General features: G+C 38.7%; 12 protein-coding genes. 2 read left to right on the plus strand and 10 right to left on the minus strand.

Annotation, left to right across the window (positions count from 1 at the left end; all coding sequences use genetic code 11):
• Positions 1–5: 5 nt before the first annotated feature.
• Positions 6–680, minus strand: a complete 675-nt coding sequence (locus H6G79_RS08950) for a sugar transferase (RefSeq protein ID WP_190588389.1) — start codon at positions 678–680, stop codon at positions 6–8.
• Between the two features lie 454 nt (positions 681–1,134).
• Here H6G79_RS08950 and H6G79_RS08955 point away from each other — a divergent pair, with 454 nt between their 5' ends.
• Entirely contained in the window at positions 1,135–1,455 is a 321-nt protein-coding gene (locus tag H6G79_RS08955; RefSeq protein WP_190588388.1) for a hypothetical protein, read from the plus strand.
• 124 nt (positions 1,456–1,579) lie between these two features.
• Here the strand turns inward: H6G79_RS08955 and surE are convergent, their stop codons facing one another.
• From surE to H6G79_RS08975, 4 genes are all read right to left on the minus strand, one after another.
• A complete protein-coding gene (surE, locus tag H6G79_RS08960) occupies positions 1,580–2,260 on the minus strand; it encodes a 5'/3'-nucleotidase SurE (protein WP_190588387.1) in 681 nt (226 codons plus the stop codon).
• A gap of 8 nt (positions 2,261–2,268) precedes the next feature.
• On the minus strand, positions 2,269–3,567 hold the full coding sequence (locus H6G79_RS08965; RefSeq protein ID WP_190588386.1) for a response regulator: 1,299 nt from the start codon (positions 3,565–3,567) through the stop codon (positions 2,269–2,271).
• A gap of 273 nt (positions 3,568–3,840) precedes the next feature.
• Complete coding sequence (locus tag H6G79_RS08970; RefSeq protein ID WP_190588385.1) at positions 3,841–5,070, minus strand: response regulator; 1,230 nt, start codon at positions 5,068–5,070, stop codon at positions 3,841–3,843.
• Positions 5,071–5,096: 26 nt separating this feature from the next.
• Positions 5,097–7,853, minus strand: a complete 2,757-nt coding sequence (locus H6G79_RS08975; protein ID WP_190588384.1) for a hybrid sensor histidine kinase/response regulator — start codon at positions 7,851–7,853, stop codon at positions 5,097–5,099.
• Between the two features lie 665 nt (positions 7,854–8,518).
• Here H6G79_RS08975 and H6G79_RS08980 point away from each other — a divergent pair.
• Entirely contained in the window at positions 8,519–9,247 is a 729-nt protein-coding gene (locus H6G79_RS08980) for a hypothetical protein (RefSeq protein WP_190588383.1), read from the plus strand.
• Positions 9,248–9,299: 52 nt separating this feature from the next.
• Here H6G79_RS08980 and H6G79_RS08985 read toward each other — a convergent pair whose 3' ends face one another.
• The 5 genes from H6G79_RS08985 to rsfS all read right to left on the minus strand — a co-directional run bounded on the left by H6G79_RS08985 (position 9,300) and on the right by rsfS (position 13,787).
• Positions 9,300–10,763, minus strand: coding sequence for a YcjF family protein (locus tag H6G79_RS08985; protein ID WP_190588382.1), 1,464 nt, complete (start codon positions 10,761–10,763; stop codon positions 9,300–9,302).
• Between the two features lie 59 nt (positions 10,764–10,822).
• Positions 10,823–11,284, minus strand: coding sequence for a group I intron-associated PD-(D/E)XK endonuclease (locus H6G79_RS08990; RefSeq protein WP_190588381.1), 462 nt, complete (start codon positions 11,282–11,284; stop codon positions 10,823–10,825).
• A 438-nt stretch (positions 11,285–11,722) separates the two neighbouring features.
• The gene (locus tag H6G79_RS08995) at positions 11,723–12,676 is read right to left on the minus strand and encodes an asparaginase (protein WP_190588380.1); all 954 of its coding nucleotides are present in this window, start codon (positions 12,674–12,676) and stop codon (positions 11,723–11,725) included.
• A gap of 152 nt (positions 12,677–12,828) precedes the next feature.
• The gene (locus tag H6G79_RS09000) at positions 12,829–13,329 is read right to left on the minus strand and encodes a CGLD27 family protein (RefSeq protein ID WP_190588379.1); all 501 of its coding nucleotides are present in this window, start codon (positions 13,327–13,329) and stop codon (positions 12,829–12,831) included.
• Positions 13,326–13,787, minus strand: a complete 462-nt coding sequence (rsfS, locus tag H6G79_RS09005) for a ribosome silencing factor (protein ID WP_190588378.1) — start codon at positions 13,785–13,787, stop codon at positions 13,326–13,328. Before rsfS ends, H6G79_RS09000 begins: the two co-directional genes overlap by 4 nt.
• Positions 13,788–13,898 lie beyond the last annotated feature (111 nt).

A 13,898-nucleotide genomic window follows, 5' to 3' on the forward strand; every position in this document is an offset into this window, starting at 1 on the left:
TTAATTTAAAAAGCCCCAACTTTGCCAAAGATGACGTAGAAAGTCTTGGTAATCAACAACAAATCATACAATGGATGCCATTTTTCTTGGTAACGTAAGTCTAAATCAACTATTTGTTCAAAATCTTTGACGTGAGAACGACCATTAACTTGCCATTCACCAGTCAAACCCGGTTTGACATTCAAACGTTGCCAATGACGTTGATTATACTTAGCTACCTCATCAGCTGTAGGTGGGCGGGTTCCTACCAAACTCATCTCACCTACCAGCACATTCCAAAATTGTGGCAACTCATCTAAGCTGGTACGGCGTAAAAAACGCCCGACTTTCGTAACTCGAAAGTCATGCTGATTTTTAAAGATTAATCCGTCAGCTTCGTTGGTAACTAAAGATTTGAGTCTTTCGGCATCATCAACCATTGAACGGAATTTACGGAGTTTGAAAGGTCGTCCTTGCAGTCCGTAACGTTCCTGAGTAAAGAAAATTGGGCCTGGACTATCGAGTTTAATAGCGATCGCTATCGGTATAAACACAATACCCAAAATGATTAAACCCACTAAACTCCCTAAAATATCTAAACAACGTTTGAATTTAGAATCTACGGAAGAGTGGGGTGTGTCTAATTTCCAAACTCTGTCAGTAGGAACTTGACAAAGACTTTGCAATTGTGTTTGGTACATTGTCTAGCCAATTGTAATTAACCACGGGAAATTCACGGAAATTTAACCCAGAATATAAACTTTACCCTTTGCTACTCAGGAGTTTTTTAAGGTATATTTACTTAATCTTCATCAAGAATACTAAATTGATGAAATTTTGTAAAATCTGCATAAAATTTTTTAGATATCTTTTAAAGAGTACTTAAGTATAAATATTATGTATAAAAAAATGCTTGAATATCAAAATTAATTACTAATTGATTCATGTAACTTTCTGGCTAAACTGAAGTAGCTAAGAAAAATCACTAAGTAGTAAGGACAATACATCCCTACAAATGATTTGTTCAGACTAACTTCAGATGGCACTCTTGTATATTTGGGCAGATATCAGAGATTATCCCCAAGGGCATAAGTAAAAAAAGGCACAAAGGCTAGGGTTCAGGACTAATAATTTTTATGATGGGATGGTGGAAATATGATTTCAGGTGGAGTCGAAGTTAAAGTTAGTCGTTTAGAATCGATTGTTGAGCAGATTGGCGAAGCCGTTCTTACTACTACAGAAACAATTGAAAGCCTCGCTGAAAGATTAGATTATCTGAGTTTACAAGTCGAGGCTCAAGGCAGGCAGTTACAACAACAAGGCAATCAGATTTTTGCTTTGTGCGATACTATGCAAAACTTAGCGCAGTCTCAAGATTATACTGTGCAGAAACTCTCCCAACTTACCCAGACTTTAGATAAGTTAACATCTTTGATGCAAAGGTTAGATAGAGAAGGAGTTAACAGTAAATATTGAGTAATGAGTAATGACTTATTACTTAAAGAATGGGAAAATAACTTGAATTTTTCACCCCTGAAAAGGTACAAAATCAACAGCCTACCCCCAGCCTCCTGATTGATAGGCTTAATTTCTGATTTGCCTATACTCTTAACTGAGTAATGGCGATATTGCCAGAAAAGCAAACATCCACATCACTACCAGGAGTGCGATCGCGTTTCCCATATTCCCCTACATAATAAAATTCATTGCCATCCACACGATAATTAATCGGCAAAGCTTTATTACAGGGTTGACAAAATACCATTTTGGGGTCTGGTTCTCCTGGCTGTAAGTGGGGGAGATTTACATTCCAGAAGCATCCGGGTTCGAGAGGTCTTGGAATTAAATCAGCCAACACCTCAGCTGTTAATTTTGTGGCTAATTCCCAATCAAAATTTTGCTTGGCTTTGCGATAGTGAGAAATAGCAATTCCCGGAATCCCATTCATAGCGGCTTCGCGCACAGCAGCTACAGTCCCAGAAATATAAACATCGACACCCAGATTTCCACCCGCATTAATTCCAGATAAGACTAGTTTGGTATCTGGGCAAATTTGCGATATGGCTATTCTCACACAATCCGCCGGAGTCCCAGCGATCGCATATTCCTGCTCGGAACGCTGTTGAATATTAATAGAACGAGTTGTCGTCACTTGATGCCCACAACCTGATTGATGATCTTTCGGTGCAGCGACAATCACATTTTCACTGTTCACAGCCCGCAGCAACGCTTCAATTCCAGGCGCATCAATACCATCGTCGTTAGTCAAAATAATCGTCATTTATCAGCCTAATGAATTGGAATAGTAATTGTAAATTCTGAACCCTTCCCTAGTACAGAATATACATCCAATTTACCTTGATGCTTTTCGACAATAATTTGATGGGCAATTGATAATCCTAAACCTGTACCTTGACCAACAGCTTTAGTCGTAAATAAATGCTCAAAGATTTTTTGCTGAATCTCCGCCGACATTCCCACACCATTATCTTTAATCCGAATCAAAACACTCTGTTTATCTTCACTCACAGAAGTTGTAATCCAAATCCGATTCGGCTGCTGCTCAATTTCACTATAACTCCGCCCTATATTCGACTCTTCTAAAGCATCAATGGCATTGGTTAAAATATTCATAAATACCTGATTTAACTGACCGCTAAAGCAAGTCACAGAAGGTAAATTGCCATATTTTTTCATCACTTCGATTTCGGGGCGGATTTTGGAAGCTTTCAAGCGGTGCTTGAGAATCATAATTGTACTGTCTATACCATTATGAATATTGCAGAAAACTTTCCGGTCTTGATCAGAGCGCGAAAAATTCCGCAGACTAGTACTGATGTTGCGAATGCGCTGAACTCCCTCTTTCATCGAAGTAATTAAGTTAGGTAGGTCAGAGCGCATATAGTCTAAATCTGTTTCTGCAATTTCGGCTTGAATAGCAGCTACAGGTTCAGGATAGTTTTGCTGATAAAGGTCAATTATCTTCATCAAGTTATTAAAATAATTTGTAGTATGAGCCAGATTGCCATGAATACAACTCACAGGATTATTAATTTCGTGAGCAATACCAGTGACTAACTGCCCTAAAGCCGACATTTTCTCTTTCTGAATTAATTGCAGTTGATATGCTTGTAAATCTTTTAAGGCTTGGGATAGTTCGGCGGTTCTTTCGGCGACTCTTTGTTCTAAAGTTTTAGTTAAATAACGCAGTTGTAAGTGGGTTTTAATTCTTGCTAATACTTCTTCTTTTTGACAGGGTTTAGTAATATAATCAACAGCTCCTAAACTTAGTCCTTTGACCTTAGTTTCTGTATCCGAAATTCCCGTCATAAAAATTACTGGAATATCTTGTGTTAAGGGGTCTGTCTTTAATTTTCGACAAGTTTCCAAGCCATCGATTCCAGGCATCATGACATCTAGTAAAATTAAATCTGGTAATTTATCTTGAATTTGCTGAAGTGCCTTTTCCCCATTTCTCGCTGTAGTCACACTAAATCCCGCGTTGGTTAATGCGTCAGAGATAATTTCTAGATTTGTGATAGTATCATCTACAATTAAAATTAAACTATTTTCTTGTAAGTTCAGCATTGGGATGTTTTGGGTTGAAATATTAAAATCAGAATCAGTGAGTTGGTCGCAGTTACAAGTATAAAAACTCTGAACGATTAGCAAAATATTTGAGTAAATATACTGTGAAAAATTAAGATAGGGATAAAGCTTGTAACTGCTATCCACTGTTACTTATTTTTCCCAAAGCAGCAGCAGCTATTACTATTGCTGTGAAAATTTTCTTCACCCAATTTGCAACAGCACTAGCAGAGTTCGGATTTATGACTTATTTCTTCAAAATCTCAATAAACTTCAGAAACTTCCTTGGTAAATAGGAATGGCGATCGCAAACTTAGCGCCTTCTCCTGGTGAAGCATCAACTTCTAAAGAGCCTCCGTGTTTTTCCACAATAATTTCCCGCGCGATCGCTAACCCCAAACCAGTCCCTTTACCTAGAGGCTTGGTAGTAAAAAATTGCTCAAACATTCTCTGCTGCACATCTACAGACATCCCAACGCCATTATCAGCAATCTCAATCAACACAGATTTTTGATCACTACTAACTTTTGTGCTGATCCAAATCGTTGGAGTTGGCTCACTTGCATTTGATTCTTGCTTTTCGATCGCCTCATCAATTGCATCAATGGCATTTGCTAACAAATTCATCAAAACTTGGTTGATTTTGCCTGCATAGCATTCTACTAAAGGTAAATCACCGTATTCCTTCACCACCTCAATCGCTGGACGTGCGGTGGTAGCTTTAATCCGGCTGCTTAAAATGACTAAAGTGCTATCAATACCTTCGTGCAAGTCAAACAGCTGATATTCTGTGTCGTCTAGTCGAGAAAATAACCGGAGCGATCGCACAATTTGTTCCACACGTTCCGACCCCTTCTTCATCGAAGATAAAAGTTGCGGTAAGTCTTGCCTGAGAAAATCTATTTCTATTTTTTTCGAGAAAGTTTTAATTTCTGGAGTCGCACTATTGGGATTTTTTTCATACAATTCTAGTAATTTCAATAAATCATCAATATATCTTTCAGCGTGAATTAAATTACCACAAATAAAATTAACTGGATTATTAATCTCATGAGCAATCCCAGCTACTAATTGTCCCAAAGCCGACATTTTCTCTTCTTGCGCTAACCTTAATTGCGTTCGCCGCAGTTCTAAATGAACATTAATTCTTGCCAATACTTCTTCATGTTCAATTGGTTTAGTAATATAATCTACTGCACCCAACTGTAAGCCCTTGATTTTATTCACAGGTTCTGATAATGCCGTCATAAATATAATCGGGATATCTTTTGTTTTTGGGTTGGCTTTTAAAATCCGACAAGTTTCAAACCCATCCATACCCGGCATCATCACATCCAACAAAATTAAATTCGGTATTGCTTCTTCTACTTTTTCTAAAGCACTTTTCCCATTTTTCGCCACAGAAACTCTGTAGCCTGCTTGAGTTAATATTTCCAATAAAATTTTGATATTAATTGGAACATCATCAACAACGAGAATCGAATTATTAGGAATATTATTCATTGAAATATTTATTAAATTGATGTTTCTTAATTTAAGTATGGTTTTAGCATTTCCACAATAGCTTCATCCTCAAAATCTTCAATTAATTTTAAAATTTTATTAGTGAAAATTGCATATTTATGATCTAAGTTTTGAATCCGATTTATCTCTTCTTGAATCCCCATCACATAACCAGCTTTGGCGGCTTGATATAAATTCACTAATTCGCTTGCAGGCGGAAAAATTATTTCCTCCTTTACATTGTGAATAATCTCAACAGATGGCTGGCTATCTGCATAGATCCAATCTAAATTTAAATAAAACTTCAGTTGAGCGAATAGTTCCTCAGCTTGTACAGGCTTAGGCAAAAAATCATTACAGCCAGCTTCTGAACTTTGGATGCGATTTAAAGTAAATACACTCGCAGAAGATGCAATAATCACTATTTCTGCAAAGTTTGGTTGACTACGTAGATTTTGTGTCATTTGTACCCCATCCATTATGGGCATTTCTAAGTCAGTAATAATTAAATCTGGTTGATACTCTTGTGCTTGAGTAATACCTTCCTTACCATTCAGAGCTTCAATTACACAAAATCCCAGGGGTTTGAGTAAATTTACAATCACAGCCCGATTATCGGCAACATCATCTACCACCAAAATTGTTTTTTGATTTCCTTTGTATCTAATGATGTGATTGCTACCTTTGTCAAGATGGGGAACCGCAGATGATACACAATCTTTAACTTTTGGTAAATCTAGATCAAACCAAAATTTGCTACCTTGACCATAGTGGCTTGCTACTTGAATTTGGCTCCCCATCATTTCTACAATTTGACAGCTAATAGCTAAACCCAAGCCTGTTCCTTCCGACTTTTGATAACTATCTCCTACCTGTTCAAAAGGTAGGAAAATTTTCTGTAATTCTTCTAAGGATATGCCAACTCCCGTATCTTCAACTTGAAATCTGATTGTGCTACATGGATAATCTGTGGTCAGTACATCAGTTTCAATTACTTCTACACTAAACTTCACTGCACCATTATCTGTAAACTTGATGGCATTTCCTAATAAGTTTAGTAAGACTTGGCGTAAACGTTTTTCATCAGCATTAATCACACTGGGGATTAAATCACTAATGTGATAGCTAAAACGAAGATTTTTCTGCTCGGCTTTAATACGGCAGATATCGTATACACCCAAAATAAAATCATGAAACTTAAATGTATGAGGATATAACTCTAATTTTTTTGATTCAATTTTGGCAATATCTAAAATATCATTAATTAACATTAATAAATGAGAACCGCAGTGATAAATAGTTTGAATAGCATTTTGTTGTGTAGGGCTGGCTGTGCTATCTCGTTGAAGAATTTGTGCATAACCAAGAATGCCATTCAATGGTGTGCGAAGTTCATGACTGATGTTGGCAATAAATTCGCTTTTTGCTTGGTTGGCAGTGTCAGCAGCTTCTTTGGCAGTTTTTAATTCTTTGGTTCTTGATTCAACACGTTCTTCTAGTTCTTGATTAGTATTTTCTAAAGCCATAAAAAAATCATTTAATTGTCCTGCCATTTTATTAAATGATTGAGCCAAAATACTGATTTCTTTGACACCGGATATTTCAACTGTTTGGTCAAGATTCCCAGAGGCGATCGCACTACTCGCTTGTGTTAAATCTAAAATAGGTTGGGTAATCCAACGGGCTGTATATATCCCCAAAACTGTAGCGACAAGCAACGCACCTACACAAAGCAAAATAGTCGTCTTATTGTTAGCATCTATCTCTGCCATGAAGTCAGTTTCAGGTACAATCACAATTACTAGCCAATCTAATCCTAATTTATCTTGCCAAGGTGTGACCTTCACAAATTGTCGTTCACCGTGAAGTTTTAATGTAAATTGTTGTGGATTCTGAATTTGTTGAAAACTACCAAACTCTTGCTGTAAATAATCTGCTATACCTTTGATTAAAAGATTTTTACTATTAAATACTGATAGTCTATGTGCCTTACCATCAATTACATTATATGGTGCTTCATTTGTCGAAGAAGCCACCATTAGTCCAGACCTTTCTAAAAGAAATACTTTTCCTTGTTTACCAAATTTTAAATCTTTTAAAAAATCGCTAATTTGCCTTAGCAATAAATCTACACTCAATACACCCACAATCTTCTTAGAGTCATCATATAGCGGATAACTAGAAGATATAGAAAAAATTTCTGGTTTATCTTCCCATTGATAAATCTGACTCCACACTGGTCTACCCATTTTGATAGCATCAGCATACCAAGCTTCCACACGCGGATCATAATCTTTGATTGCTGTTAATTGATCACGATTGCCTTGATTATCTGTGGTATAAACGTAAAGTTTACCTAGACCATTTTTCTCAGAAACTTCATTAATTAACAGTCCACCATTATCTAAACGTTCAACCCCAATAAATTCACCTTTAGGATTAGCAAAGCTAATATAGCCAATTTTAAACACTCGCATTTGTTTCCAGAAATAGCGACTTGCTAACTGATAGTCTTGGAGGTTTAATATTCCTAAGTTGACGGCTGCTAAATTAATTTGATTCACCTGATGCGGAGTCGCTAGATATGTATTTAGATGCTGTTCTACCAGTCCATTCACTTTGGTAGTCAATTGATCTGCAAGGTTATTAACTGCTTTTTGACCGTTTCTAAATGATAAATAACCTACTAAACTAACTGCGGCAAAAATTTGCAGTACAAAGGGTACAACTAAAATCAGTCGTAAAGGCAACTTTGATGAATGCTGAATACCAAAATGCTTCATAATTTTCTGAATAGTGAGAATTCTCAACTACATACCTATAATTAGGTTGCCCATTCTCCCAGTCTCAGTATCATCAACTATCACTATCTACTGGCTAATACTCAATGAATTTTCTCAAGACACTGATGAATTTACTAATAAATAATCTTTCTATGTTTACTTATCTTAAAATACAAGTTTTGACAACCGTAATTATAATGAAACCAATTTTGTCTAAATCGGATCTATGCCTGGAGAATGATTTTAGTTTAATTGAGTCAAATAGTGTATTTTTTTTCTTTTAAAAAGTTTAGAATACCGATACCAACCAACTAAAGCAATCTCAATGTAATCGATATAGGAAGAATAAATATATATTTATTTTTCCTCGTCAACTCACTTCGGAAAACTAGTTGTTGAGTTCAAGCTTGTAGATGTTGATAAAAAGCTAATATCAACATCATAAAAGACCAAGCATTGCCAATGTTCCCAATCTTTCGAGTAATGAAAATAGCATAATAGTTCGTTTAACTTTAGCAAAGTAACTTTTGTTAGCCATGTATATGCTTATTTGTATGCAATATATATGTACAAAATTTCATGCTGGCTTGCCCTATTTTTTGACTCTATGTTCACTGGAATTCAGTTAAATTGCCGTTTCATCATCAGAACCAGTAACCAAAAGTATGCAACAAGTTTTGGCATTAATCGAAACCAAACAGCAAGAGTTTGCTCAATTGCCCTTATTCTCTTTTATGCAAAATCAAAGTATACACCCCAAAGATAGGCTTTGTTTTGCACCACTAATTGTGCCTTTGGCTATGGGTTTTGGCGAATTATGTAACTATGTTTTCCGCGAAGAGCCAACAACTGACAAGGTTCAAGCCTTACTAAATAGACACACCTACGAAGAGCATTTTCATTGGCAATGGTTGTTAGAAGATTTAGAAAAGCTTGATTTGCATCATTGTTCTAAATTAACTGATGCAATGTTATTTAGCTTTGGTGATGCTACTTTGAAATCACGCAATGTCTGTTATCAACTACATCATCATAGTTTCCAAGCAGATCCGGTTGTGAAATTTGCAGCTATGCAAGTTGCTGAAGCTACAGCAAATGTGTTTTTTAATGTCTCACAGCCAGTAGCTTTAGAACTAAAAGCAATCACAGGTAAGGAATATCGTTATTTTGGGATGTGTCATCTGCACGAAGAAGAACATCACCATATCAATACTCCCAATATTGTGAGTTTCTTTCAACAAATAGAACTGAATGATCAGCAAAGACAGCAAGCCATACTTGCAGTAGAGTCTATCTTTGCAGCTTATACAGAAGCTATGAACTCTTTTTTGGAGTTTGCTAAACAACAAATGTCAATACAGCAAACTAAAATTTTAGTAGACTCAGTTAACTAATAAAAAAGAGATAGTTATGATGTAACTATCTCTTTTTTGATTAATGTTCCAATTAACCAATAACTTGCTCAACACCATTGAGTACAAGCTTCTGTGTTTGTGGCAATAAACGCTTCACACCTTGGTGAACAAAACCTTGGAGAAAAGCCATCTGCTGATTTTGCTGAAATACCTTTTGTAAGGTTTGGCGCAATGTGTCGAGATTTAAAGCATTTCCTGAGTTTAATGCGATTTCTTGCTGCTCAAAATACTCTACGAGACTCAACCCTGCAACTCTGGTGAGATAAGCAGCACTGACACCTTGCACTAAACCACCAGCAACAAAGGTGATGGCGTTACTCTTCAAGACGGTACTCACGGCTTTTGTCGAAATTTCCACTAAACCCAACTTCAGCATCAAACTTCCCATCGTTCCAGCTACAGTTTGTGCCTGTTCTAGAGATAATTTCTGCTGATAGATATTACCTAAATCAACAACCATTTGGGCATTTATGGCCGCAGTTGCCAGTATATCTAAGGCGGGTACTGGGTTAGCAAAGGCTGTAGCCGCAGCTATCCATTGATATTGTTCAATAATGGGAGTAGCGCGATCGCACCTAATTTGATTCAAGCAATTTTTCGCCACAGCTTTCAGCGCCACAGCTTTTCTCATCGTCGTTGTCCAGACTAACTTTTGGCCTTGCTGTGCCACAACTGCGTTTAATTGCTGTGTGAGTTGGCTAATATCCGGTGCTGGCTGTTCCAGCCATTCTTGTACAGAACCATCAGTTTCATGTTTCCGCACCTTGATAGGAACTGGAGATACCGCAGTGGCTACCACATTACCGGGAATTCTTTGTTGTAATGACAGCAACAAACTAGCACGTTCATCAGCTAAATACTGGTCTTGTTTGTTAAACACCAGAATTGTAGACTGATTTGCTGCTTTTAATTTTTGTAAGGCTTGGTGTTCTGTTTCAGTTAAGTCACCGTTGATGATAAACAACACAACGTCAGATTTGGCGACTTCTGCGAAAACTGCTGCGTCTGACTTGTCAGTTGTTTCCTGAAACAAAGGTGCTGTTTCTTGCAAGTTGAATTTTGGCTGTTTTTCTTGCCAAGCACTAGAATTGAGCAGTTGAATTAAACTGCTTTTACCTACGGCTTTACCGCCAGTTACAGCCACTTGAATTTCTTGTCTGTCTAACTCCAACGACAGGTAAGTTAATTGTTCTCGTAGTGTATTTAGAGAGGTGTGGTTTTCTGCTTCTTGTGCGAGTTGGTTAATGACTGCTTCCGCTTTGGCGATCGCACTTTCGGCTGTTGCCCGATCTACAGGTGTACAATCTAGTGGTTCTAAACTTGCTTTTGGGCGATTTTGCTGCCATAACCACAAGCCACCACCAACTGCCAGGGTACTCAATAAACCAAATTCACCTAGCTGTACGATGGAATCATCCCAGCTTTGTAGTATCCACAGGGAAAAGGAAAGTCCTAATCCTCCCACTAAAATAGGTCGTTCTAACTTCACAACCATGATTCTCCGAGCTTTTTGGAAGGTTTTCTTCAGAATAGATCAAAACCTTGCTTTGCGAATCAGACAAGCGAAGGTACACAATTTTCTTTACTTACGGTTGCTGGTAAAATTAAATCCCAAGCATTACGATATGGTGCAGAACGGGGCTTACGTTGTCTTTTTTCAGCTTCCACAAGGTGGATTTCGCTACCATATCCTATGAATACATCTACCGGGAAGACATAAAATAAATCAAGCTGTTCTATATATACTAGAGCAAAATCAAAGTCAGTTGGCTTGTATGTTTCTCGAATCATTAGCCGCCGATTTGTTTTTGTACGACGATTATCGACGACATAATTACCAGAAGACTCGGCTAACCAAGCGTATTTAACTTGGATTTTTATGAAGTTTCCCCCTACATCAAATACTAAATCGTAAGGTAAGCGATCGCCAACTGGTCTTAACACTCCCCAACCACGCTTGAGAGCATGAATCACAGCTGCTTGCTCTGCTATATCACCTTTGAGCTTTGTATCCATCAACAAACACCTGAAATAAAATAAAACTCTGTAGCTTTTACACCACAGAGTTTTATTTTATTTTTAATTTGGTGGCGGGAAGTGGATTTGAACCACTGACCTTCGGGTTATGCTTACCATCTACAGTTTTCACTGCCTGGATTAACCAGTTTGTGGTCTGGACTGTCCCTTCACCCTCGACTTTTTTACGTTAGGGTGCCTGCCTTCCAGTCTCTACACCTTCTCCATTTCTGGAGCTTGGTTCGGGATTACCGCGCTATTGGCTTCCCCGAATTTGACAGGTAATCGCACATGAGTTTCTTCATGTACCGCCCACTGTAAGAACAACTGATAAGCGTTTAGTTACTCTTACTCGTTGAGCCCGACGAGCTACCAGGCTGCTCTATCCCGCGTCGCTCTTGACTTTTCCAGTATAACGCAAAGTCCAGAGTTTGACAACTATAACAGCGATAATTCTCCCACAACTTCTAATCGCCTGTATTTGCCAAAGGTCATAAACCTTTCTGCGAGGGTTTCTGCGGCGCTGGGGCTAATCCAACCCATTTGTTGCAATAAGTGAATAGCGACAGCATGTTTGGCGCGTTTTGCCCCATCCATCACTTTAATTGCGAGTCCCATACCTTCGCCAAGTCTGCCAATACACTGTACGCCTTCTGCACCAGCTTTACTGACTACTTCTCCTGGTGCTAAACGCATCAGTTCTGTATCAAATTCGCCATCGCCAGCAACTAAGCTAGGGTGATGAATCATTGCCCGGACAATGCGCTCCATATCTAAATTACTACTTGCGGCTAGTAGGGCATATAAAGATGCCATTTGTCCTAGTTGCATAAGATATGTTGGTACACCGCAGTCATCATGGGCGCTGATAAATTCCTCCGCAGGCATTCGCAGTAACTCGGCGATCTTAGTCAAAATTAATTGCTGTATGGGGTGCTTGCGGTCTAAATAGTTATTTGCAGGCCAATGGCGTTGCTGGCAAACAGCTAACATCCCAGCGTGCTTACCAGAGCAATTGTATTCCAGGGGACTGCGTTTACCTTCTGGAATTGGGCATTGAAGAGCAGTTGGATCAACATCAGCACGCCAAAGGATGTTAAATACTTGTCTGACTTGCTCTATTGTGCCTTTATGGGAACTGGCAATAATTGCTAAATCGCGATCGCTCAGATCGTAGCGTTCTAGGGTACCGGTTGTGGTGACAGCTAGTGCTTGAAAGGGTTTGAGTGCCGAACGGACAAATGTTGCCGTTTCTGCATTACCCGCAACGGATAAAACCCGGCCTCTGTCATCACATACAGCAGCTTGGACTACATGGCGTGATTCTATGATGCCTTCTCTGAGTAACCGGACTTCCAGTACTGTGGCTTGAGTTCGTTTTCCCATTGTCATGGGTTAAAATTTATCTCTTTTTATATTTGTCAATGGTCAATCATCAATAGTCAAAAGGCTAATTTGAGACTTTATGACTATGGACTTTTGAACGCCAGTGAGCAAGTGGGCATCGCCACCCAACGCACTAGCTCCTCTTGACTGTGGACTATTTAAAACAAATGCCAAACTATAGTACCAATTAGGTACATTCCCGCCAAGCCAGCAAAGGTAAATTGTAACCGTTGCAGAATTGGCTTAATTTCGTAGGTGACAATTAAGCGATCGCGAGCCAAAACCTCTTGAGGTTTGATCCAGGTTTGACCATCATACCAGCCCGACTCTTCATAAAAGACAGTCGTGCTGTAGAGGCGATCGCGCACATAACGCCATCCTAAATACATACGTAACAAGACAAAAATTACTCCCAGACTTGCGCCTGCGGCTCCACACAAGACAAAATGGGCAGCATATTTTTGTGGTGGAAAGCTGGCTGCGGCCACTGGCCCAGAAACCAGCCAAGAAAAACCCCAAATCCAAGCAATGTTTGTGAGATATTCGCGCCAATTTAAAGTGCAATCACGAAACAGCCAGGAAGTTCTTAATTCTTCGTACTCATTCAGTGGTTGTTGGTCTATAGGAACCGGACAATTGGAAACCGAAGACCTCATCATATTGGCTTACCCCCACCCTCATCGGCGTTTGGAACGGCAATACGTTCTGCATTGACCCAGAACGCTTCTAAATTATAAAACTCTCGTTCCTTGGGCATCATGATATGAACAATTACATCACCGTAATCTTGCAACACCCAACTGCCTTCCGCTTTGCCTTCTGTGCGTAAAGGGCGACGTTGCCATTCAGTTTCAACTTTATCTTCTATTGCTTGTGCGATCGCCCTGACTTGCACCCTAGAGTAACCAGTCAACATCACAAAATAATCTGCTAGGTAAGATACATCGGCTACTCTCAGTACCAAAATATCCCCTGCTTTGCGATCTGACGCTGCGTCAGCAACAGTTATAGCTAATTGCCCACTCAAATCTTTTATCCCTCCATCTAGGCTTTTGAGTGGACTGTTTTTCTCCGACACAGACTGTAATGGGAGATTTCCTTGGATATAATCAGACATTAAACCTCAGGTGCTTGATCCCTTTTATTTTATAATTACTCACCAACAACAATTGAACAACAACTGTTTTTTTGAATACTAACAAAAAAACACCTGTTAATGCAGTTAGTT

It is taken from the genome of Anabaena sp. FACHB-83 (assembly GCF_014697485.1).
GTDB lineage: Bacteria > Cyanobacteriota > Cyanobacteriia > Cyanobacteriales > Nostocaceae > Nostoc_B.

Coding starts and splice junctions, on each gene's coding strand:
- H6G79_RS08965 (WP_190588386.1), bottom strand. CDS start 3,567: ATGCTGAACTTACAAGAAAATAGTTTAATTTTAATTGTAGATGATACT.
- H6G79_RS08995 (WP_190588380.1), bottom strand. CDS start 12,676: ATGACAATGGGAAAACGAACTCAAGCCACAGTACTGGAAGTCCGGTTA.
- H6G79_RS09000 (WP_190588379.1), bottom strand. CDS start 13,329: ATGATGAGGTCTTCGGTTTCCAATTGTCCGGTTCCTATAGACCAACAA.
- H6G79_RS08980 (WP_190588383.1), top strand. CDS start 8,519: ATGCAACAAGTTTTGGCATTAATCGAAACCAAACAGCAAGAGTTTGCT.
- H6G79_RS08975 (WP_190588384.1), bottom strand. CDS start 7,853: ATGAAGCATTTTGGTATTCAGCATTCATCAAAGTTGCCTTTACGACTG.
- surE (WP_190588387.1), bottom strand. CDS start 2,260: ATGACGATTATTTTGACTAACGACGATGGTATTGATGCGCCTGGAATT.
- H6G79_RS08985 (WP_190588382.1), bottom strand. CDS start 10,763: ATGGTTGTGAAGTTAGAACGACCTATTTTAGTGGGAGGATTAGGACTT.
- H6G79_RS08990 (WP_190588381.1), bottom strand. CDS start 11,284: ATGGATACAAAGCTCAAAGGTGATATAGCAGAGCAAGCAGCTGTGATT.
- H6G79_RS08950 (WP_190588389.1), bottom strand. CDS start 680: ATGTACCAAACACAATTGCAAAGTCTTTGTCAAGTTCCTACTGACAGA.
- H6G79_RS08970 (WP_190588385.1), bottom strand. CDS start 5,070: ATGAATAATATTCCTAATAATTCGATTCTCGTTGTTGATGATGTTCCA.
- rsfS (WP_190588378.1), bottom strand. CDS start 13,787: ATGTCTGATTATATCCAAGGAAATCTCCCATTACAGTCTGTGTCGGAG.
- H6G79_RS08955 (WP_190588388.1), top strand. CDS start 1,135: ATGATTTCAGGTGGAGTCGAAGTTAAAGTTAGTCGTTTAGAATCGATT.